22 protein-coding genes are annotated in these 21,453 nt (G+C 65.9%); 7 read left to right on the top strand and 15 right to left on the bottom strand.

What is annotated here, in order from left to right; translation table 11 throughout:
• Positions 1–148: 148 nt before the first annotated feature.
• Both EAH84_RS10705 and EAH84_RS10700 read right to left on the bottom strand, forming a co-directional pair.
• A complete protein-coding gene (locus EAH84_RS10705) occupies positions 149–802 on the bottom strand; it encodes an HAD-IA family hydrolase (RefSeq protein WP_140871812.1) in 654 nt (217 codons plus the stop codon).
• Positions 802–1,722 carry an SMP-30/gluconolactonase/LRE family protein gene (locus tag EAH84_RS10700; RefSeq protein WP_140871762.1) on the bottom strand — a complete coding sequence of 307 codons (921 nt, stop codon included), beginning with the start codon at positions 1,720–1,722 and terminating at the stop codon, positions 802–804. Before EAH84_RS10700 ends, EAH84_RS10705 begins: the two co-directional genes overlap by 1 nt.
• Positions 1,723–1,845: 123 nt before the next feature.
• Between EAH84_RS10700 and EAH84_RS10695 the strand changes: the two genes are divergently transcribed.
• Positions 1,846–3,492 carry a thiamine pyrophosphate-binding protein gene (locus EAH84_RS10695; RefSeq protein ID WP_140871760.1) on the top strand — a complete coding sequence of 549 codons (1,647 nt, stop codon included), beginning with the start codon at positions 1,846–1,848 and terminating at the stop codon, positions 3,490–3,492.
• 55 nt (positions 3,493–3,547) lie between these two features.
• On the opposite strand, the gene EAH84_RS10690 is transcribed toward EAH84_RS10695, so the two are convergent.
• From EAH84_RS10690 to thiS, 3 genes are all read right to left on the bottom strand, one after another.
• Positions 3,548–3,718 carry a CsbD family protein gene (locus tag EAH84_RS10690; protein WP_140871758.1) on the bottom strand — a complete coding sequence of 57 codons (171 nt, stop codon included), beginning with the start codon at positions 3,716–3,718 and terminating at the stop codon, positions 3,548–3,550.
• A 90-nt stretch (positions 3,719–3,808) separates the two neighbouring features.
• Entirely contained in the window at positions 3,809–4,573 is a 765-nt protein-coding gene (locus EAH84_RS10685) for an alpha/beta hydrolase (protein WP_170209858.1), read from the bottom strand.
• The gene (gene thiS, locus EAH84_RS10680; protein ID WP_140871756.1) at positions 4,573–5,580 is read right to left on the bottom strand and encodes a sulfur carrier protein ThiS; all 1,008 of its coding nucleotides are present in this window, start codon (positions 5,578–5,580) and stop codon (positions 4,573–4,575) included. The genes EAH84_RS10685 and thiS overlap by 1 nt, the downstream gene beginning before the upstream one ends.
• A gap of 174 nt (positions 5,581–5,754) precedes the next feature.
• Between thiS and aroQ the strand changes: the two genes are divergently transcribed.
• Genes aroQ through arsC form a run of 4 tightly spaced genes read left to right on the top strand, consistent with a single transcriptional unit; the run spans position 5,755 to position 8,398 of the window.
• A complete protein-coding gene (gene aroQ, locus EAH84_RS10675; protein ID WP_140871754.1) occupies positions 5,755–6,189 on the top strand; it encodes a type II 3-dehydroquinate dehydratase in 435 nt (144 codons plus the stop codon).
• Positions 6,190–6,202: 13 nt separating this feature from the next.
• A complete protein-coding gene (gene accB, locus EAH84_RS10670; RefSeq protein WP_140871752.1) occupies positions 6,203–6,712 on the top strand; it encodes an acetyl-CoA carboxylase biotin carboxyl carrier protein in 510 nt (169 codons plus the stop codon).
• A 1-nt stretch (position 6,713) separates the two neighbouring features.
• Positions 6,714–8,066 (top strand): acetyl-CoA carboxylase biotin carboxylase subunit, encoded by a 1,353-nt coding sequence (accC, locus tag EAH84_RS10665; protein ID WP_140871750.1) that lies wholly within the window; start codon positions 6,714–6,716, stop codon positions 8,064–8,066.
• Positions 8,063–8,398 (top strand): arsenate reductase (glutaredoxin), encoded by a 336-nt coding sequence (gene arsC / locus EAH84_RS10660; protein ID WP_140871748.1) that lies wholly within the window; start codon positions 8,063–8,065, stop codon positions 8,396–8,398. The genes accC and arsC overlap by 4 nt, the downstream gene beginning before the upstream one ends.
• A 30-nt stretch (positions 8,399–8,428) precedes the next feature.
• On the opposite strand, the gene parE is transcribed toward arsC, so the two are convergent.
• Positions 8,429–10,408: a DNA topoisomerase IV subunit B gene (gene parE, locus EAH84_RS10655; protein WP_140871746.1), complete on the bottom strand. Its 1,980-nt coding sequence runs from the start codon at positions 10,406–10,408 to the stop codon at positions 8,429–8,431.
• 138 nt (positions 10,409–10,546) lie between these two features.
• Between parE and EAH84_RS10650 the strand changes: the two genes are divergently transcribed.
• Positions 10,547–12,256: a phospholipase D-like domain-containing protein gene (locus EAH84_RS10650; RefSeq protein ID WP_206663960.1), complete on the top strand. Its 1,710-nt coding sequence runs from the start codon at positions 10,547–10,549 to the stop codon at positions 12,254–12,256.
• A 16-nt stretch (positions 12,257–12,272) separates the two neighbouring features.
• On the opposite strand, the gene EAH84_RS10645 is transcribed toward EAH84_RS10650, so the two are convergent.
• Positions 12,273–12,986 (bottom strand): GcrA family cell cycle regulator, encoded by a 714-nt coding sequence (locus EAH84_RS10645; RefSeq protein WP_140871744.1) that lies wholly within the window; start codon positions 12,984–12,986, stop codon positions 12,273–12,275.
• A gap of 64 nt (positions 12,987–13,050) precedes the next feature.
• On the opposite strand from EAH84_RS10645, the gene EAH84_RS10640 reads away from it, so the two are divergent.
• On the top strand, positions 13,051–13,899 hold the full coding sequence (locus EAH84_RS10640) for an ABC transporter permease (protein WP_140871742.1): 849 nt from the start codon (positions 13,051–13,053) through the stop codon (positions 13,897–13,899).
• Here the strand turns inward: EAH84_RS10640 and EAH84_RS10635 are convergent.
• The 8 genes from EAH84_RS10635 to EAH84_RS10600 form a co-directional block, all read right to left on the bottom strand.
• On the bottom strand, positions 13,871–14,416 hold the full coding sequence (locus EAH84_RS10635; protein ID WP_140871740.1) for a GNAT family N-acetyltransferase: 546 nt from the start codon (positions 14,414–14,416) through the stop codon (positions 13,871–13,873). The two genes, EAH84_RS10640 and EAH84_RS10635, sit on opposite strands and share 29 nt — an antisense overlap.
• 5 nt (positions 14,417–14,421) lie before the next feature.
• Positions 14,422–15,225: a LysR family transcriptional regulator gene (locus EAH84_RS10630; protein ID WP_140871738.1), complete on the bottom strand. Its 804-nt coding sequence runs from the start codon at positions 15,223–15,225 to the stop codon at positions 14,422–14,424.
• Positions 15,226–15,235: 10 nt separating this feature from the next.
• Positions 15,236–15,634: a Co2+/Mg2+ efflux protein ApaG gene (apaG, locus tag EAH84_RS10625; protein WP_140871736.1), complete on the bottom strand. Its 399-nt coding sequence runs from the start codon at positions 15,632–15,634 to the stop codon at positions 15,236–15,238.
• Positions 15,631–16,836, bottom strand: coding sequence for a trans-sulfuration enzyme family protein (locus tag EAH84_RS10620; protein ID WP_140871734.1), 1,206 nt, complete (start codon positions 16,834–16,836; stop codon positions 15,631–15,633). Before EAH84_RS10620 ends, apaG begins: the two co-directional genes overlap by 4 nt.
• Positions 16,837–16,900: 64 nt before the next feature.
• A complete protein-coding gene (locus EAH84_RS10615) occupies positions 16,901–19,960 on the bottom strand; it encodes a PAS domain-containing hybrid sensor histidine kinase/response regulator (RefSeq protein ID WP_140871733.1) in 3,060 nt (1,019 codons plus the stop codon).
• A 143-nt stretch (positions 19,961–20,103) separates the two neighbouring features.
• Positions 20,104–20,778 carry a haloacid dehalogenase type II gene (locus EAH84_RS10610; RefSeq protein ID WP_140871730.1) on the bottom strand — a complete coding sequence of 225 codons (675 nt, stop codon included), beginning with the start codon at positions 20,776–20,778 and terminating at the stop codon, positions 20,104–20,106.
• Between the two features lie 119 nt (positions 20,779–20,897).
• Positions 20,898–21,143: a hypothetical protein gene (locus tag EAH84_RS16105; protein WP_140871728.1), complete on the bottom strand. Its 246-nt coding sequence runs from the start codon at positions 21,141–21,143 to the stop codon at positions 20,898–20,900.
• Positions 21,144–21,218: 75 nt separating this feature from the next.
• Entirely contained in the window at positions 21,219–21,452 is a 234-nt protein-coding gene (locus tag EAH84_RS10600; protein ID WP_140871726.1) for a YrhK family protein, read from the bottom strand.
• Position 21,453: the final 1 nt, after the last annotated feature.

The raw sequence follows: 21,453 nt of genomic DNA, 5'->3' as shown, positions 1-21,453 counted from the left end.
CCGTCGATTGGGTTGCGCTCGCATAGAAGCGCAGGCCGATACCCGCAACCGAACTTCCCCGTTCGCCCTGAGCTTGTCGAAGGGCGGTGATTGCCAGGTGCTTCGACAGGCTCAGCACGAACGGCAGGAAACAACAAAGCGTGACAGGTTAGAAAGCGCCGTGCTCGATCCCCAACGCATCCGCCAGATCGCGCAGCGCCTGCTCCTCCCCCGCAACCTTGATCGCCGCCATCCCCATCGCGGCGGCAGGCTTGCAGTTGATCCCAAGGTCATCGAGATACACGCACTCGGCAGGAGCAACACCAAGCGCCTCGCACGCCATCCGATAGATCGCCGGATCGGGCTTTCGCACCCCGACCTTCGAACTCTCGACGACATGGTCGAACCGCGCCAGGATCGCCGCAACCGCCGCAGCCTTCTCCGCGGTCTGCGCCATCCCCGCGCCCGTGCCCGTCGGCACGTTGTTGGTAATGCACCCCAGCGCGTAGCCATGCGCCTTCAGCCAATCGAGCGCCGCCACCATCCGCGGCCGGATATCCCCTGCCAGCACCGCCAGCACATCCGCGCCGCGCAGCTCATGCCCCAGCGCGCGCGCCTCCGCTGCAAAGATCGCATCGAACGCCGCGCCATCGATCTCCGCCCGCTCGAACCGCGCCCAGGCATTGCCGTCGCGCTCCAGCGCATTGACCCGCCGAATGAAGTCGCGCGGCAATCCGCGCTCCGCCTCCAGCCGGTTGAACGCCTCGAACGGCGACGAGGTGATGACCCCGCCGAAATCGAAGATGACGGTGGTCAGCGTTATCAATGCGCGAGCTTCAGCCCGGGGCGCGCCCAGCGGGTCTTCACCAGCCGCCCAGTGCCCGAACAAGTGATATACGCGTCCATCATGTCCTCACCGCCCCAGCAGATGTTGGTGGTGAAGATGTCATCGGTCGCGACGAATTCGACCAGCTCTCCGGTGGGCGAAATCACGCTGATCCCGCATTCGCCGATCGTGGCGACGCAAATGTTGCCCCCCGCCTCCATCCCCAGCGAATCGAAGAATTTGTACCCCGCAGGGCGATAGAGCGGAATCCCCGGCCCGCCCGGCCCCGCGTCGGGGGCGACCTTGCCCGGCGCGGTCACGGTGAACTTCATCAGCCGGCAGGTGTAGGTTTCCGCCGCATACAGGCTCTTGCCGTCGGGCGAGAGGCCGATGCCATTGGGGTTGTTACTCGGGAAAATCACTTCCTCGATGAAGCTGCCGTCCGCTCTCGCGTAAAAGATACCGACGATGTCGTGGCAGCGCTTGGCGTAATCGACCTTGCCGTGATCGGTGAACCAGAACCCGCCATGCGCGTCGAACACGATGTCGTTCGGCCCGCGCAGCACGCAGCCGTGATCGCCCGATTTGTAGAGCACCTCGACCGCGCCGGTATCGAGGTCGATCCGCTCGATCCGCCCGCCCGAATAATCCTTCGCGATCCCATGCGGCGCGAGCATCCCGTTCGATTCGAGATACTCGAACCCGCCGTTGTTGCAGCAATACAGCTTGCCGTCCGGCCCGATCGCGAGCCCGTTGGGGCCGCCGCCCGGCGTCGCGACGGTCTCCTTCGATCCATCGGGGCGAACCCGCGTGATCTTCCCGTCGGCGATCTCGACCAGGATGATGCTGCCATCGGACATCCACACCGGCCCCTCGGGAAAGCGTAGGCCATCGGCGACGGTCTCGAAATTAGCCATCATCATCTCCTAGGTCGGATGGGCTCATCCCACCTCCGTTCGTTGCGAACGTAGTCGAGAAACACCCCCCATATGCAACCCCGTTTCTCGACTTCGCTCGAAACGAACGGCACAAGGCGCATCATGACCAATCAGCGCACTGGCGGCCGCATCCTCGTCGACAACCTCGTCGCCCAAGGCTGCGACCGCATCTTCACCGTCCCCGGCGAAAGCTTCCTCGCCGTCCTCGACGCGCTCCACGACACGCCCGCGATCGACGTGGTGACGTGCCGACAGGAGGGCGGGGTCGCGTTCATGGCGTGCGCCGACGGCACGCTGACCCACCGCCCCGGGATCGCCTTCGTCACCCGCGGCCCCGGCGCGACCAACGCCAGCATCGGGGTCCATGTCGCGATGCAGGACAGCCAGCCGATGATCCTCTTCATCGGCGACGTCGACCGCGGCACGAAGGATCGCGAAGCATTCCAGGAAATCGATTTTCCCGCGATGTTTGCGCCGATCGCCAAATGGGCCGCGAAGATCGACGACGCGCGCCGCATCCCCGAATATGTCGCCCGCGCCTACGCCACCGCGATGAACGGGCGGCCCGGACCGGTCGTGCTCGCGCTGCCCGAGGATATGCTGCTCGACGTGGTCGAGGCGGTGGATCGGCCACGGATCGAGCGGGCGGTCCAGGCGTGCGATCCGGTCGTGGCGGCCACCCTCGCGGGCGCGATCGGCGCCGCGGAACGTCCTATGCTGATCGTCGGCGGCGCGGGCTGGGACGACGGCGCCGCGCGCAACCTCGCCGCCTGGGGGGAACGCAGCGGCGTCCCCATCGCCTCCGCATTCCGGCGGCAGGATGCAATCCCCAACGAATCCCCGGTCTGGGCGGGCAATCTCGGTTACGGTCCCAATCCCAAGCTCGTCGCCCGGATCAAGGCGGCCGATCTGTTGATCGTCGTCGGTGCGCGGCTGGGGGAGGCAACCACCGACGGCTATGCGCTCGTCACCCCCGATCATCCCGGCCAGCAGCTGGTCCACGTCCATCCCGACCCCGATGAACTTGGCCGCACCTATCGCGCCGATCTCGCGATCTGCGCAGGGATGGCTGAATTCGGCGACGCCCTGCTGTCGATCGATTGCGCGCCGTTCGAATCGGGCGCCGAAGCCCACGCCGAGTACCTCGCTTGGTCCACGCCCGCCCCAAGGGCAAACATCGCGATGGACCTCGGCCCTTGCGTCGCCACGATGCGCGACACGCTCCCCGCCGACACGATCATCTGCAACGGCGCGGGCAACTACTCGGGCTGGTGGCACCGCTACTGGCGCTACGCCGGGCCGGGCTGCCAACTCGCGCCGACCGCGGGCGCGATGGGCTATGGCGTCCCCGCCGCGGTCGCTGCGAGCTTGCGCCATCCGGGGCGCAGCGTCGTCGCGCTCGCGGGCGACGGCTGTTTCCTGATGAACGGCCAGGAACTCGCCACCGCGGTCCAGCACGGCGCCGATATGCTCGTGCTCGTCATCGACAACAGCACCTACGGCACGATCCGCATGCATCAGGCGCGCGAATTCCCCGGTCGCCCGATCGCCACCCGCCTCGCCAACCCCGATTTCGCCGCACTCGCCCGCGCCTATGGCTGCTGGGCGGAGACGGTCGAACGAACCGAAGACTTCGCCCCCGCCCTCGCCCGAGCGACCGCACAGTCGGGGGTTCGTCTGCTCCACCTCAAGACCGACATCGAAGTGATCACCGCGGGAACGACGCTGAGCGCGCTCCAGCCCGGCTGACACGAAAAAACCGCCCCGGTTTTCCGAGGCGGCCCATTTCGTTCAGCGCAAGCGCTTAGATGTCGTCGCCGAGCGCGCCCTTGACCTTGCCCACGGCCTCTTGTGCCTTGCCCTTGGTCTCCTGGGCGGCACCTTCGGCCTGGGTATCGGGGTTGTCGCTCTGCTGCTTGACCTTGCCGATCGCTTCGTTGGCATTGCCTTTGATCTTGTCGGTTAGCTCGCCCATGTCAGGCTCCCTCATCTCTTGTGCGACACCGCCGTCGGCATCTGGAAGTCACGATAAGAGAACGATTGTTTGCGGTTCGGGTTCCGCGCGTCAGCCAACGGTTCGGCGCAGAAACCCCACCACCGCCCGCCAGTTTACTGCCGCCCCCGCCGGGTTCCTCGCCGCAATCAGCGTCGACGATCCATGGACCCCGCTCGCGGGGATATAGAAGGTCTTATCGCCGGTCAGCGCCGCGACGATCGGCTTGGCCGCCGGCGCCTCCGCACCCCCATTCGCGACGGCCACGAACACCGGCATGGTGAGGCTTGCGGCGGCGCGCGCCACCGCGCCCTTGTCGTCGAGATACTCGCCCGGCGAAAACGCGAGCATCGCCTTGATCCGCCGGGGATTGGCCGCCGCGACCGGAAACGCGAGCGCCGCCGAATAGCTGCTGCCCCACAGCACGATCGGCACATCCTGCATCGATGCCCAGTCGACCGCCGCCTGCATGTCCTTCTGCACCGCCGCATAGCCCGGGTCGCGCGACAGCACGGCGGCGGTGCGGTTGGGGCCGAACATCGTGCCCCCCGATCGCTGGTCGATCGCGAGCGCGCTATACCCCATCGCCGCTAGCTTCGGCGCGATCGTCGCATATTCATCCATGCTCGACCCCGCCTGGTGGAACAGCAGGATCATCGCCTTCGGCCGGGCCACGCGATAATAGCGACCATAGACCGTGATCCCGTCCGCCGCCTTCAGTGTCACCGGCTCGACGATCGTCTTGTTCGACGCGGCGGTCCGGGTCGCGTCGTCGGGAGCCTGCTGGATCCCGCACCCCGTCAGCAGGATCGCGATAGCCAGCCAGCACCCCCGCATCAGATCAACCCGGCAAGCGGGCTCGAGGGATCGGCGTACAGCCGCCGCCCCATCCGCCCCGCGCGATACGACAGCCGCCCGGCCTCGACCGCGGCCTTCATCGCGCGCGCCATCATCACCGGGTCCTTCGCCTCCGCGATCGCGGTGTTCATCAGTACGCCGTCGCAACCGAGCTCCATCGCCACCGCCGCGTCCGACGCGCTGCCGACGCCCGCATCGACCAGCACCGGCACGCTGGCACCCTCGACGATCAACCGGATCGTCACCCGATTCTGGATGCCGAGCCCCGATCCGATCGGCGCGCCCAGCGGCATGATCGCGACCGCACCGACATTCTCCAGCCGCTTCGCCGCGATCGGATCGTCGACGCAATAGACCATCGGCTTGAAGCCTTCGTTGGCCAGGATCTCTGTCGCGCGCAGCGTTTCGACCATGTCGGGGTACAGCGTCTTCGCCTCGCCGAGCACCTCGAGCTTCACCAGCTCCCAACCCCCCGCCTCGCGCGCCAGCCGCAGCGTGCGGATCGCATCCTCGGCGGTGAAACAACCCGCGGTGTTGGGCAGATAGGTCACTTTCTTGGGATCGATATAGTCCATCAACACCGGCTGGTTGCGATCGGAAATGTTCACGCGCCGCACTGCGACGGTGACGATCTCCGCCCCGCTCGCGGCGAGCGCGGCGGCGTTCTGCGCGAAATCCTTGTATTTGCCGGTGCCGACGATCAGCCGCGACCCGAACGTCTGCCCCGCGACCGTCCAGCTATCGGTATCGATGGGTTGGGCGTGGTCGCCACCCCCCACAAAAGTCACGATCTCCAGATCATCGCCATCCTCGACGCACACGTCCGCCAGCGTCGATCGCGGCACGATCTCCAGGTTCCGTTCCACCGCGACCTTGTCGGGGATCAGCCCCAGTTCGGCGGCCAGGTCGGCGATGCTCAGCCCCGCCACGACTCGCTTGTGCTCGCCGTTGACCGTGATCGACACCGTTCCGTCGCTATGGGGCATGCGCGCATCGTGAGGAAATCCTCACCCTTCCGTTCGGGCTGAGCTTGTCGAAGCCCCGACACCACGTCGGCCCGACACGTGGTGAACCGCCCTTCGACAAGCTCAGGGCGAACGGGCTAAGAGGGAGCGTCCAACTAGGCTCGCGCCTCTGCGCGTTCAACCGAAAGCCGCCTGATGACCGCAACAATCTTCGTCCTCAACGGCCCCAACCTCAACCTGCTCGGCACCCGCGAGCCCGATATCTACGGGTCCGACACGCTCGACGACATCGCGGGCCAGCTCGAAGACCGCGCCCGCACGCTCGATCTCGACATCGACATGCGCCAGTCGAATCATGAAGGACACCTGGTCGATTGGCTCCACGAAGCGCAGGCGCGCAAGGCGAAGGCGGTGCTGCTCAATGCGGGCGCGTTCACGCACACAAGTGTTGCGCTCCACGATGCGATCAAAGGGATCGTCACCCCGGTGATCGAGGTCCATCTGTCGAACCCGCATACCCGCGAATCGTTCAGGCACGTCAGCCTCGTCGGGCAGGTGGCAAAGGGCACGATCGCGGGCTTCGGCACGCTGTCGTACATCCTCGCGCTTGAAGCCGCCGCGCGGTTCTGACAGGAGGCCAGCCATGACCGAACCATCCGCCAATTCCGATCAAGCCCGGGGCGCCATGCAGGTCGATGTCGACCTGGTCCGCCAGCTCGCCGACATGCTCGATGCGACCAACCTCACCGAGATTGAGGTGGAGCACGGGGATCGCCGCATCCGCGTCGCGCGCAAGGCCGCTCCGGTCGCTGCGCCCGTCCACTATGCCCCCGCGCCCCCCGTACCGTCGGCTACGCCACCGCTCGCGACCGCGATGAGTCCTGCGACCGACACCGGCGCAAGCACCCCCGCCGCCAGCGCGAACGCGGTGAAATCGCCGATGGTCGGCACCGTCTATCTCGCCGGCGAACCCGGTGCTGCGCCTTTCTCGGTGGTCGGCAAGAGGATCGCGGCGGGCGACACGCTGCTGATCGTCGAGGCGATGAAGGTCATGAATCCGATCCTCGCGCCGTCGGCGGGCACGATCACCGCGGTGCTCGTCGAAAACGGCCAGCCGGTCGAATTCGACCAGCCTCTCGTCGTCGTCGAGTAACATGCCAGAGATCAAGAAACTCCTCATCGCCAATCGCGGCGAGATCGCGCTGCGCATCCACCGCGCGTGTCACGAAATGGGGATCAAGACCGTCGCGGTGCATTCGACCGCCGACGCCGATGCGATGCACGTCCGCCTCGCCGACGAGGCGATCTGCATCGGTCCACCCGCCGCGGCCGACAGCTACCTCAACATTCCCAACATCATCTCCGCCGCGGAAATCTCGGGCGCCGACGCGATCCACCCCGGCTATGGCTTCCTCAGCGAGAACGCTCGTTTCGCGGACATCGTCGAGCTCCACGGGATCATCTTCGTCGGGCCCAAGCCCGAACATATTCGCACGATGGGCGACAAGATCGAGGCGAAGCGCACCGCGGGCGCGCTCGGCCTGCCGCTCGTCCCCGGCTCCGACGGCGCGGTCAGCGACGTGGTTGAAGCCAAGGCGATCGCCGAGAAGGCGGGCTATCCCGTCATCATCAAGGCGGCGAGCGGCGGCGGCGGCCGCGGCATGAAGGTCGTGAATTCGCCCCAAGAGCTCGAAACCCAGATGCAGCAGGCCGGGACCGAGGCGAAGGCCGCATTCGGCGATGCGACCGTCTATCTCGAAAAATATCTCGGCAATCCACGTCACATCGAATTTCAGATCTTCGGCGACGGCAACGGCAACGCGATTCACCTCGGAGAACGAGACTGTTCGCTCCAGCGCCGGCACCAGAAGGTGCTCGAAGAGGCGCCCTCGCCGGTCATCACGCCGGAAGAGCGCGATCGGATGGGCGGCATCGTCGCCAAGGCGATGGCGGACATGGGCTATCGCGGCGCGGGGACGATCGAATTCCTGTGGGAAGACGGAGACTTCTACTTCATCGAAATGAATACCCGGCTCCAGGTCGAACATCCCGTGACCGAGATGATTACCGGGCTCGATCTGGTCCGCGAACAGATCCGCATCGCCGAGGGCCATCCGCTGACACTCCGCCAGCAGGACGTCCAGTTCCGAGGCCACGCGATCGAATGCCGGATCAATGCCGAACACCCGCGCACTTTCGCGCCCTCTCCCGGCCTCGTGACGATGTTCCACGCACCCGGCGGGATGCACGTCCGCGTCGATAGCGGGCTCTACGCGGGCTATAAGGTGCCGCCCTATTACGACAGCATGATCGCCAAGCTGATCGTCTATGGCACCACCCGCAACGGCGCGCTCCGCCGCCTGCGCCGCGCGCTCGAGGAATTCGTGATCGAGGGGCCGGTGACGACGATCCCGCTCCATCAGGCGTTGCTCGACGACCCGGAATTCCAGCAGGGCGACTACACGATCAAATGGCTCGAGCAATGGCTCGCGAAACAGGACGCATGAGGGCCACGATCTACCATAACCCGCGCTGTTCGACATCGCGCCAGACGCTCGCGCTGCTCGAAGCGGCGGGGGTGGAGGTCACGATCGTCGACTATCTCAAGACCCCGCTCGATCGCGATGATCTGAAGCGCCTCTACACCCGCGCCGGAATCACGCCACGCGATGGGTTACGCGTCCGCGAGGACGCGGCCAAGCCACTGGTCGACGCCGACGACGACGCGGTGCTCGATGCGATGGTCCGCGACCCGATCCTGATCCAGCGTCCACTCGTCGAGACCACCAAGGGCGTCCGGCTCGCGCGCCCACCCGAATCGGTCCACGACATCCTCTGACGATCCGCTCGCGGGGATGACGCACGCGCGTCAGGCGTCGATCGCCTCCTCGTCGAACCGCGCAGCATTTTCCTGGATGAACGCGAACCGGTGCGCGGGGTTGGTCCCCATCAGCCGGTCGACCAGATCCTTAACCCCTGCCCTCTCCTCATATTCCTGCGGCAGCGTGATCCGGATCATCGCGCGGGTCTTGGGGTCCATCGTCGTTTCGCGCAGCTGCCCCGGGTTCATTTCGCCCAGCCCCTTGAACCGCGCGACCTCGACCTTCTTGCCCTTGAACACACCCTGTTCGATCTTGGCGCGCGCCACCTCGTCCATCGCATAGAGTGATTTCGCCCCCGACGTGATCCGATAGAGCGGCGGCTGCGCAAGGTATAAATGCCCCCGCCGCACCAGCTCGGGCATTTCCTGGAAAAAGAACGTCATCAGCAGCGTCGCGATATGCGCCCCATCGACATCCGCGTCGGTCATGATGACGATGCGTTCGTAGCGCAGGTTATCGGGCTCGCAGTCCTTGCGCGTCCCGCAGCCCAGCGCCTGGATCAGATCCGCGATCTCCTGGTTGGCGAAGATCTTGGCGCTCGTCGCCGACGCCACGTTCAATATCTTGCCGCGGATCGGCAGGATCGCCTGGGTCTTGCGGTCACGCGCCTGCTTGGCGCTGCCACCCGCGCTGTCGCCCTCGACGATGAAGATTTCGGTCCCCTCGGGGCTGTTCGCCGAACAATCAGTCAGCTTGCCCGGCAGCCGCAATTTCCGCGCCGACGTCGCGGTCTTGCGCTTGACGTCGCGCTCCTGCTTGCGCCGCAGCCGGTCGTCCATTCGTTCCAGGACATAGCCGAGCAGCGCCTTGCCGCGATCCATGTTGTGGCTGAGGAAATGATCGAAATGGTCGCGCACCGCTTTTTCGACGAGCCCCGCGGCCTCGGGGCTGGTCAGCCGATCCTTGGTCTGGCTCTGGAATTGCGGCTCGCGGATGAACACCGACAGCATCAGCTCCGATCCGGTCATCACGTCGTCGGCGGTCAGATCCTTTGCCTTCTTCTGTCCGATCAGGTCACCGAACGCCCGCAATCCCCGCGTCAGCGCGGTGCGCAGCCCCTGTTCGTGGGTGCCGCCGTCGGGGGTCGGGATGGTGTTGCAATACCAGCTGTACGACCCGTCGCTCCACAGCGGCCACGCTACCGCCCATTCGACCTTGCCCTGATCGTCCGGGAAGTCCTGGCTGCCCGCGAAGAAATCCGCGGTCGCGCATTCGCGTGGCCCGACCTGTTCCTTCAAGTGATCGGCGAGCCCGCCGGGAAACTGGAACACCGCCTCGGCGGGGGTATCGTCGGCGACGAGTTCGGGCGCGCACTTCCAGCGTATCTCTACCCCAGCGAACAGATACGCCTTCGATCGCGCCAGCTTGTACAGCCGCGCCGGTTTGAAATGGAGTTCGGGGCCGAAAATCTCGGTATCGGGGGTGAACGCGACCGAGGTGCCGCGCCGGTTGGGTGTTCCGCCCAGCTGTTCCAACGGCCCCAGCGTGATCCCCTTGGAAAACCGCTGGCGATAGAGTTGCCGGTCGCGCGCCACCTCGATCACGGTGTCGCTCGACAGCGCGTTGACCACCGACACCCCGACGCCGTGGAGCCCGCCGCTGGTCGCATAGGCTTTGCCCGCGAACTTGCCGCCCGAATGCAGCATCGACAGAATCACCTCGAGCGCCGACTTGTCGGGAAACTTCGGGTGCGGATCGACCGGCATGCCGCGGCCATTGTCGACGATCGTCAGCCGGTTGCCCGGTTCCAGCGTCACCTCGATCCGCGTCGCATGCCCCGCGACCGCTTCGTCCATCGCGTTGTCGAGCACTTCGGCGGCCAGATGGTGCAACGCGCGCTCGTCAGTGCCGCCGACATACATGCCGGGGCGACGCCGGACCGGCTCGAGCCCCTCGAGCACCTCGATCGAGGACGCATCATAGACGACGGCGGGGGAGGGAGTGCTAGCGAACAGGTCTTCTGCCATCGCGAACGTATGGAGTACGCCCGCGGCGGGAGCAAGCCGTCCGCCAACGTCGATGCCGACCGCGGATTCGGATGCGATTGTTATAGGTAGTCGTCGGCGGAAGGATTATTGTGCCGGAGACAAGCGGGGAGACCGTTCGTGGCGCAAGACTGGCAGATCGCAGGGACGGTGGCCGACGCCCCGTTTACGCTGAAACTCCATCGTGGCGAAGGGATGGTGTTGCTGGCGATGGACTGGCGCGGCGGCCCACCCCCGCGTGACTTCGTCGGCTTCGCGATCGAGTTCCAACCGCCAGGCTATGATCGCTTCTTCCCGGTCAAGAACCGCCTGGCCTTTCCCGGCCAGGCCATGCCCTTGCAGCCGGGTAAGCCCCCCGAACAATATCCCAGCCCACAAGCCCCGTTCCAGACGTTTCGCTGGACGCATTTTCCGCGCGTCGCCAACACGCCGGGCGACTTCGTCTATCGGGTCACGCCGATGTTCATGAACAGCGAAGACGTGCTCGCCGCCGGGATCGCGCAACTAGCGACGATCGTCCTGAGCGCGGAAACGATGCCCGGGGCGCTCAACATCGCGTTCACCCGCGGCTATGTCTCCTCCCAAGCGTTCGTCGACAAATTCGGCGGGGCGGCGGGATTTGCGACGTTGATCCCGCCGAAGGCCGACGAGGGTAACGATTTCGTGCCGACCAACCCCCAAGCCGACGCTGCGTATGAATGGATGGGGTTCGAGGCACGTCGGGCGATCCTCGACGTGCTCGACGCGGCGATCGCCGATCACGCGACGGTCGAAATCGTCGCCTTCGAACTCAACCTGCCCGAGATCATCACCCGGCTCACGGCGATCGCGGCGAACTTGCGGATCATCATCGACGACAGCGGCGACAAGGGTGCGCCAGGCTCCGCCGAAAGCCGCGCCGCTGCGATGCTGGTCGCGACCGGTGCGCAGATCGTTCGCCAGTCGATGGCATCGCTTCAGCACAACAAGATGATCATCGTCGATGGTGCCACCGTGAAGCGCGTGGTGTTCGGATCGACCAACTTCTCGTGGCGCGGGTTCTTCGTCCAGGCCAACAATGCGGTGATCGTTACCGGCCCGGCGATCGTCGCACAGCAACACAACGCGTTCGAATCATACTGGACGGGGAACGCGCCGAGTTTCCGCAAGAGCGCCTCGGCCGATTGGCTCCCGCTCCACGTCGCCAGGGTCGATGCGCAAGTGTCGATGAGCCCTCATGCGATCCAGCACCGGGCGCAACGGGGAATTGCTGAGGCGATCGACGCGGCGGCGTCGAGCGTCTTCTATTCGCTCGCATTTTTGTCGCAGACCAAGGGCGATGTCCGCGACGCGATCGAGCGCGCCACCAACCGGGACGACGTGTTCGTCTATGGCATCTCCGACAGGGCGGCTGGACTGGTGCTGACGCAACCCGACGGCAACCCCGCGCCGGTCTCCGCGGCCAGTCTCAACGAAGGCATGCCCGAACCGTTCCGCAGTGAATCGTCAGGCGGCGCGGGAGTGCGAATGCACCACAAATTCGTCGTGATCGATTTCAACACATCTGCCGCACGGGTCTATACCGGCAGCTATAATTTCTCGAACCCCGCCGACACCAAAAATGGCGAAAACTTGCTCGTCATCCGCAACGAAAAGGTCGCGACCGCCTATATGGTCGAAGCACTGCGCATCTTCGACAGCTATGCGTTCAGGTTGGCGGTAGCCAAGGCGAAGCAGGCGGGATCGCCCAAGGTGCTTCAGCTCCCCCCAACCGACGCCGCCACACCCTGCTGGTTCGACAAATTCTATGCGGTGCCGATCCGGATTCGCGACCGCATATTGTTCGCCTGACCGCCCAACGGCCCGCTCAGCGGACCCGTGGGCCACCAAACGGCAACGGCGGCGGCGGACGCCGATCGCGCCGTGGCAGCTGCGCCTGATACGCATGGCCGCAATGCGCGACGCAATAGGGGAAGCCAGGGTTCACCTTGTCGCCGCAAAAGTGGAAATCGGGCTCGCCAGGATGGCCGAGCGGCCATTTGCAGATCCGGTCGTTGAGATCGAGCAGCGTCGTCTTGCCCGCGATCTCCGCCGATGGCTTGGCGGGAACCAGCCGCCGCGGCGGCGCGGGCGTGCTCGGGGGCGCCTGTTCGCCGGGCGACTGGCGCAGGAAACCGCCGGGGCCGATCGACCGCAGGATCGGGGCGGCGGGCTTGGCCACGGGCTCGGCGGCGATAGGCTCCCCGTCGTCACCGTCATCCGCATCGACTTCAGCCGCAGCGCCTACCGGTTCGGGCGCCGCCACCGGCGGTGCGGCCTCGGGCTCGGGCGCGGCGGCCTTCGGGGTCGGCTTGGCCGCAGGGGCGGGGGCCGCTACCGGCGCAGGTGCAGCGGTCGCAGCCTTCGCGTCGGGTTCGTTGGGCTTCACCGGCGACGGGCGGGCCTGCAATGCCAGCCGGTGCGCCTTGCCGATCACCGCGTTGCGGCTCACCCCGCCCAACGCTTCGGCGATCTGGCTCGCGGTCTGGCCGCCTTCCCACATCGTCTTGAGCGTCTGGATTCGCTCCTCGGTCCACGACATTCTTTATATTCCCTCGTGTCGACGCCGGGTTGCGGGCGGTTGCCGGTGCGGTTACCCGCAAGCCATGAACAGCCAGCCGCCGATCGGCGAAATCAGTCAAATCCGGTCCGAGCCCGGCGTCCCGGTGATCCGGAACGTCAATTGGGGTGGCCTGAAGACCCTCTATGTGAAGGAGGTCAAGCGGTTCTTCAAGGTGCAGCTCCAGACTGTCTGGGCACCCGCGATCACGACGCTCCTGTTTCTCGTCATCTTCACCATCTCCACCGGCGCGCGCCGCCCGGTCGCGGTCGGCGGCGAGACCGTCGCGTTCGCCGATTTCATCGCGCCGGGACTCATCATCATGGGGATGATGCAGAACGCCTATGCCAATTCGAGTTTCTCGCTGCTGGTCGGCAAAATCCAGGGCACGATCGTCGATTATCTGATGCCGCCGCTATCGGTGACCGAGTTGCTCGTCGCGATCGTCGGCGGCGCGGTGACCCGCGCGATCTGCGTCGGCGGTGCAGTGTGGCTGGCGATGGCGCTATGGCCGGGGGTTCACGTCACCCCGCACGCCCCGCTCGCGATCCTATGGTTCGGGCTACTTGGTGCGGTCTTCCTCGCACTGGTCGGCATCCTGACTTCGATCTGGGCGGAGAAGTTCGACCACGCCGCCGCGATCCAGAATTTCGTCGTCGCGCCGCTGACCCTGCTCTCGGGCACCTTCTATTCGGTCGACCACCTCGCGCCCGCGTTCCGCGCATTCAGCCACGCCAACCCGTTCTTCTATATCATTTCGGGGTTTCGATACGGCTTCCTCGGGATCGCCGATTCGCCGGTCACGATTGGCGCAATCGCGGTCCTCGTCGTCGATCTCGTGCTGGCCACGCTGTGCTACCAGCTGCTCAAGCGCGGGTGGAAGCTGAAGAACTAGCCCACTCATCCTTCAACAGTCCGAGGATCAGCGCATCGCGGACCCCGATATGGGTTTCCCATTCGGCCCGCAGCACCCCCTCGCGGCGGAACCCCAATCGTTCGAGCAGCGCGATCGACGCCGCATTGTCGGGATCGGTATCGGCAAAGACGCGCCGCGTCCCTTCATCGAACAAGAGGTCTATCAATCCCGCCACCGCCTCGCGCGCATAGCCCCGCCCCCACACGCTACGGACGAGCAGATACCCGATCTCGCTCACCCCCGGCCGGCGCTGAGTCGTGAACAGCGTCCCGATCGCGCGATCGTCGCCCTTCACCGTGATCGCCCAGCCGCGTGAGTCGGGGCCATCAAGCCGGGGGATCAAATAATCGATCGTCTCGGCGAGCGTGGTCTTGGGCGCGCTCGACCAATAGGTCATCAGCGCTTCGTCGCTATACCCTGCGTGCAGCGCATCGGCATCCGCGATCCGCATCGCCCGCATCACGAGCCGCTCAGTCGAGAAGGGCTCGCTCTGCATCCGGCCTAACCTGCCAGTGCCTCGACCAGCGCCTTCACCTTCGCCTGCCGCCATTGTGGCGTCGGCGCGACCAGCCAATACCCCAATCGCGATGGCTGCGCGTCGCCCAATACGATCACGCGTCCCGCCGCGATGTCGTTCGCCGCGAGCAGTTGGGACACCGTCGCGCGCCCCATTCCCGCCGCCGCCGCGTCGATCGCAAGCCCCGCATCGCCGACCCTGACGAGCGCCACGCCATCGCCGCCCGGGCTACCCGGCCACGCAATCTCCGCGCTCGATGCGGTGGCGCCATCGGCCACCGGGGCCGCGACCGTAACCATCCCCTCCGATTCGAGCGCCTCGCCCTCATGCTCGCCGGGACCCTCGCCCCAGCGGATCGCGAGATCGAGATTCGCCTCGGTGAAATCGACCACATCGTCCGCCGCGATCAGCACGAAGCGCAGGTCGCGGTCCGCCGCGGAGACCTCGGCGAGCCGCGTCATCAGCCATTTTTCAGTGAGGTCGCGCGGTGCCGCGATCGTCAGCGATTTGGAGGTCTGCCCCGCCTGCATCGCGCGCACCGCTTCCTCGAACTGGAGGAACCCCGCCCGCAGCGCGGGCAGCGCGCCCTCGGCCTCGGGGGTCAGTTCCAGCCCCTTCGTGGTCCGCCGGAACAAGACGACGCCCAGCGTGTCTTCGAGCGCGCGAATCTGCTGCCCGACCGCCGCCGGGGTCACCGCCAGTTCGTCGGCCGCCCGCGTGAACGACAGGTGCCGCGCCGCCGCGTCGAACACCCGCATCCCGTTCAGCGGCAGGTGCGTTCGCTTCACGACATCGTCCTCACTGCGCGACCGCGGGCGCGAGCAGTTCGAATCGCGGGATCGTGACCTCGAAACTCGATCCGTCCGCGCCGACCATCTGATAGCTACCCTGCATCGCCCCCGTCGGGGTCGCAAGCGGGCAACCCGACACATAATCATAGCTCGCGCCCGGCTCGATCAGCGGTTGTTCGCCGACGACGCCCTCGCCCTCCACCGAATGCCGCGCGCCGCGCCCGTCGGTAATGGTCCAGCGCCGGTTGAGCAGTTGCACCGCGCGTGCGCCATCATTCTCGATCCGGATGTGATACGCCCAGAACCATCGCCCCCGCCGTGGTTCGGATTGTTCGGCAAGATAGCTGACCGAGACGCGCACCGTCACGCCCTCGGTTGTCTCGGCATAGGGGAAGAATTGCTTCACAGGCCCACCGTCACCAGCGCACGGTCGAGATCGTCGATCACGTCGCGCGGATCTTCCAAGCCGACGTTCAGCCGCAGCATCCCCTCGGTCACCCCCATCTCGGCGCGCTTCTCCGCGGTGACGCTGGCGTGGGTGGTCGAGGCGGGGTGCGTCATTAGCGAGCGCGAATCGCCGATGTTGTTCGAAATGTCGATCAGTTCGAGCGCGTCGAGCAGGCCGTGCGCCTGCGCGCGATCCACGACTTCGAACGCGAAGATCGGCCCGCACGCGTCCATCTGGCTCATCGCGAGATTGTGCTGCGGGTGGCTCGGGAGCCCCGGATGGAGCATCTTCGACACACGTCCCTCCAGGAACTCGCCGACCGCCACGCTATGCTCGGACTGGCGGTTGATCCTGAGGTCGAGCGTCTCCAGCCCCTTCAGCACCACCCAGGCGTTGAACGGTGACAGGTTCGGCCCCGTGTTGCGCGTGAACGGCAACAGCGTGTTGGTGATGAAATCCTCGGTCCCACACACCGCGCCCGCGAGCACGCGGCCCTGCCCGTCCATCATCTTGGTCGCCGAATAGGCGGTGATGTCCGCGCCGAACTCCATCGGTCGCTGCAACGCAGGCGTCGCGAACGCGTTGTCGACCACGGTCAGGATGCCCCGCGCGCGCGCGATATCGCACACCGCCTTCAAGTCGACGATATCCATCGTCGGATTCGCAGGAGTTTCGAAGAAGAACAGCTTGGTGTTGTCCCGCGCCGCATCGACGAACTGTTGCGGATCGCGCGCATCGATGATCGTCGTCTGGATGCCGAACTTGGGCAGCAGCGTATCGGTCAACCACCGGCACGACCCGAACGCCGCCCGCCCCGCGACGACGTGATCACCCGTCTCGAGCTGGCAGAGCAGCGCCGCGGTCATTGCCGCCATGCCCGTCGCCATCGTCCGGCACGCTTCGGCGCCCTCCATCAGCGCGATCCGCTGTTCGAGCATCTCGACCGTCGGGTTCTGGAGACGCGAATAGGTCATCCCGGCCTGCTCGCCCGCGAACCGCGCGGCGGCATCCCCCGCCTTGTCGTAGCTATAGCCCGAGGTAAGGAACAACGCCTCTGACGTCTCGCCCCATTCGGAGCGCGCGGTCCCCCCCCGGATCGCGCGCGTCGCGGGACGCCATGTGTCGGTGATCGAACGATCCTGGCCGGTCTTGCGCTTCATGCAGCCGCTTTGCCCGCGCAGCAGCCGGGTTTCAAGCGACGGGACGCCGAACCGGGCGACTGACCTAGTCGGCCGACCCGGCTCCACCAGCGTCGCGCGCGGCGACGCCGGTCGGTACAATGTCGAGCACCTCGCGCACCCGCGCGGCCAGTTCGTCGACCGTGAACGGCTTGCCGATCAGGTTCACGCCCGCGTCGAGCACGCCGTTATGGACCACCGCGTTGCGGGTATAGCCGGTCGTGAACAAGATCTTCAGGTCGGGGCGGCGCACCCGCACCTCCTCGGCCAGCTTTGCCCCGTTCATCTCGGGCATCACGACATCGGTGAACAGCAGGTCGATCTCGGGATGCGCGTCGAGCAGCCGCAGCGCGGCACCCGCGCCATCGGCTTCCAGCACGCGATACCCCAGCTCGGTCAACGCATCGACGCTGAACGCGCGCACCGACGGTTCGTCCTCGACCACCAGCACCACCTCGCGCCCGTCGCCGAGCGGCACATCCTGCGAAAACACATCAGGCGCCGCTTCCTCGGTGTCGCCGATCAGCCGCGGCAGATAGATTTTGATCGTCGTGCCGTGGTCGATCTCCGAATAGATCTTCACATGACCGCCCGATTGTTTGACGAAGCCATAGACCTGCGACAGCCCAAGCCCGGTGCCCTTCCCGACCTCCTTGGTCGTGAAGAACGGGTCGAACGCCTTGGCGATGACGTCGTCGGGCATTCCCGCGCCGGTGTCGGTCACCGCGATCAGCGCATATTGGCCCGGGGTCAGACCGGGGTGGTGCGCGACATAGCGCGCATCGAGGTGCGCGTTCTGCGTCTCGATCGTCAGCCGGCCGCCCTCAGGCATCGCGTCGCGCGCGTTCACCGCGAGATTCAGGATCACGTTTTCGAGCTGATTGGGGTCGGCATGGACCGGCCACGCGCCCGCCGCGAGCACCGTTTCGAGCAACACGTCGCTACCCAACGATCGGCGCAACAGGTCAGACATCCCGCTCACCAGTTGGTTGACCCGGATCGCTTCGGGCTTGAGCGGCTGCTGGCGCGAAAATGCGAGCAGTCGCTGGGTCAGCAGCGCGGCACGGCGCGCGCCATCGGCGGCGGCGTCGATATAACGGCGCTGGCGCGCATCGCCGTCCCCGATCCGTCGCCCGAGCAAATCGAGCGATCCGATCACCACCGCGAGCATATTGTTGAAATCATGCGCGATGCCGCCGGTCAATTGGCCGACCGCCTCCATCTTCTGCGATTGCCGCAGCGCTTCCTGCGCCTGCTCGAGTTCGGCGGTCCGCTCCCTCACCCGCTCCTCGAGCGTGTCGTTCAGCCGCTGGGTCGACTGGAACAGCCGCGCATTGTCGACCCCGATCGCGGCCTGCCCCGCGATCCCCGCGATCAGCTGTTCATGGCGTTCCGCGAAGACGGCGGGGTCCTCATGGCCATAGAACAGCCCGCCGATCACCTCGCCCGAGCGCGAGATCACCGGCACCGCGAGATAGCTGCGCACCGGCAAATGCCCCTTGGGCATCCCGAAATGCGGCGCGGTCTTGCCGTAACGTGCGTCGGTCATGATGTCGTCGGATCGTATGATGCCGTTACCCTGGAAAGTCGGCTGGAATATCGCGGTGGCGCGGGGCATGCCGAATCCATCGAACGCCGCACGCTCCGCCCCCGACAGCGCGTACAGCATGTAGCTCTCACCTTCGCTATCGAGCACATTGTAGAAGAACGCGCCGAACTGCGCGCCAGTCAGCTCCAACCCCGCGTCGGTCACGCGCTTGATCAGGCGATCCAGGTCGAGCTCGCCCGCCAGCGCCGCCCCCGTCCGGTTGAGCGTTTCCAGCACCCGTGCCTGCTGCGCCAAGTCTGCCTGCGCCTGTTCGCGCTCGCTGGTGTCGACGAACGTACAGATCGCGCCGACGACCTCGCCGTGGCGCATCACCGGCTCGGCACGATAATCGACCGGAAACGACGACCCATCCAGCCGGAAGAACCGCTCGCCGGATACGAACGCGGGCGTACCGGCCGAGGCCGCCAAATAGATCGGGCAGTCGCTGGCCGCGTAGGTCGATCCGTCCGGATGAGAATGGTGGACGATGTCGTGCAATTTGCGACCGATAGCTTCGTCCTTACTCGCAAATCCCAGCATGCTGATGAACGCGTCATTACACAGCGTGGTGACCCCATCACGGTCAACCGCGTAGAACCCCTCGGCGGTCGAATCGAGCAGCAGTCGGGTGTACGCCTCGCTATCGCGCACCGCGCGCTCGGCCCGCAATCGCTCGGTCACATCGTAACCGCTGACGAAGATTCCGGTGATCGCGCCGTCGTCGTGGCCGACCATCGGCGCACACAGGAAATCGATGAACCGCGGCTCGTCTTCGTGAGCGAACCACACCGGCGCGGCGTGCTCAACCTGGCGTTCGCCGTTGGCGTAGACGCGATCGACCAGCTCGAAAAGGCCCTGGTCCGCCAGTTCGGGCAACACATCGCGGATCGGTCGGCCGATATAATCGCGTGATCCCGTAATCGCGACATAAGCGTCGTTGACGTAAGCGAAACGATGCTCCGGCCCCGTCATCACTGCGATGAACGCGGGCATTTCCTGCATCAGGTCACGCAGCCGCCGCGAATCCGCCGCACGCCGCTTCTCCGCGATCACCTGCCCGGTCGTCTCGGTACAGACGCAATACATCCCCGCAATCGCGCCATCGTGGCCGACCACCGGCGAATAGGAAAAGGTGAACCAGGTCGGCTCGTCATACCCTTTGCGGTGCATGACCAGCGGCAGGTTCTCGCGATAGCTCGCTTCGCCTGCCAGTGCGGCATCGATCAATGGCGAGATGTCGGACCAGATTTCGTGCCAGATGTCCGCGAACCGCCCACCCAGCGCATCGGGATGCTTCGCGCCCAGGATGTCCGCATAGGCATCGTTGTACAGGAACGACAGTTCGTCGCCCCATGCCACGAACATCGGAAACCGCGACGACAGCATCAGCGCGACGATCGTGCGCAGCGATGGCGGCCAGCCGCCAAGATCGCCGAGCGGATGCGAGGACCAGTCGCGCGACCGCATCAGCGCGCCAATCTCGCCGCCACCGGCCAGGAAAGGAGCCACCGTCGTCATGGTCGTATCGTTGCCCAACCGGCTCGTCCTTCCCTTGACGGTGTCCGGACGCCCTCACGGCGCGCCACCGACCGCGGGTGCCTAACGCGGCAATCCCGTAGAATCTACCTCGATTCTGCGATCGGGAGCGTCGGCTAAGATCATCAAACCCGTAACTTTTCGGCAAGCTCTGCCAGCGTCGCCACCGACACATCGGCGTGGCCGTCATCGATCGCGAGTTCGGCGTTGCCCGATCGACACACGAAGCCGGTCTGGCATCCCGCTGCGCGCGCGCCGACGATGTCCCAGGCGTGACAGGCGACCAGCATCGTCGCGCCGATCTCGACCCCTAGTGCATCGGCGACATGCTCATAGGTCGCCCGCGCGGGCTTGAACGCACGCACCGCCTCGACGCTGAACTGCGCCTCGAACAGATGGTCGATTCCTGCGTGTTCGAGCTGCCGCCGCTGGGTCGCCGCGCCGCTGTTGGTCAGCGTGACGATCCTGAACCCCGCGGATTTGAGCCGTTCGAGCCCCTCGACGACATCGCCGTGCGCGGGCAGCGCCCCGATCGTCGTCGCCAGCCGATCCGCAGCGTCACCGGGCAGCTCGCACCCCCGAATCTGCGCTACCATCCCGAGCACCGCCGCCCCGATTGCGCCGAAGTCGACATAGCGTCCCGCCAGCGTCAGCGACTGCGAATACAGCACCAGCTGCGCGAACCACTGCCGCATCGTCGCGGCATCGCCGAACCATTCGTCGAACAGCGGCTCCAGCGGCGCGATGTCGAGCAGCGTCTCGTTGACGTCGAAGATGATGACCGCTGGCCGTGAGCGCATGGTTGTTCTCCCTGACCTCGCCCGTTGCGGGTCGCCGCACGCCAACGCGACGCGGCGGAAAATCGACGCATCGGGCTGCCGCTAAACGCTGCCCCGCCCCATCGGCGCTGCTTACCGTCCTAACCGGAGGGATGTTCCGCGCCATCGCCACTCGCGGTGTCGGAATCGAAATCTTCGCCACTCTCGCCGCCGCCCGCGCCGACGCCGCTCCCGTGAACTTCACCAGTCTTGGGGTCGAACCATGCGCGTTGGCCATTATCGGGCGGGATGTCGCGACCGCGATCCGAATCGAACGCGTTCTTGGGGTGCTGCCGTTCCGGATCGGTGTCGGGGTGCCCATCGGCAAAGGGTTCGGTGATCGGCATGGGAGTTTCCTCGGGTCTGCGCTTGCACATGGCTCAACGGACGGCCCGCATCGAAGTTGCCTCGTCGCCGCACGGTCAGCGCTGCCGTTCGCTGCGGTCATGCCGCGCCTTGTCGAGGTCGGTGACCGCCTTGCCGATCGCCCCCAACAACATGCCGAGCGATCCGACGATGAAGATCACCACCGCCACATGATGCCACGCCGAAAACCGCTCGAGGAACAGGATCGATCCGATCACGAACAGCGTGTTGCCGATCAAACCCAGGCCGAGATGGATATAAGGATAGTCCTTCACGAACGTCTTGATCATC

Source organism: Sphingomonas oligophenolica, assembly GCF_006438955.1.
In the GTDB taxonomy this organism is placed as follows: Bacteria; Pseudomonadota; Alphaproteobacteria; order Sphingomonadales; family Sphingomonadaceae; genus Sphingomonas; species Sphingomonas oligophenolica_A.
Note: the sequence above shows the minus strand (reverse complement) of the source record. Positions and strands in the feature narration are given on the sequence as shown.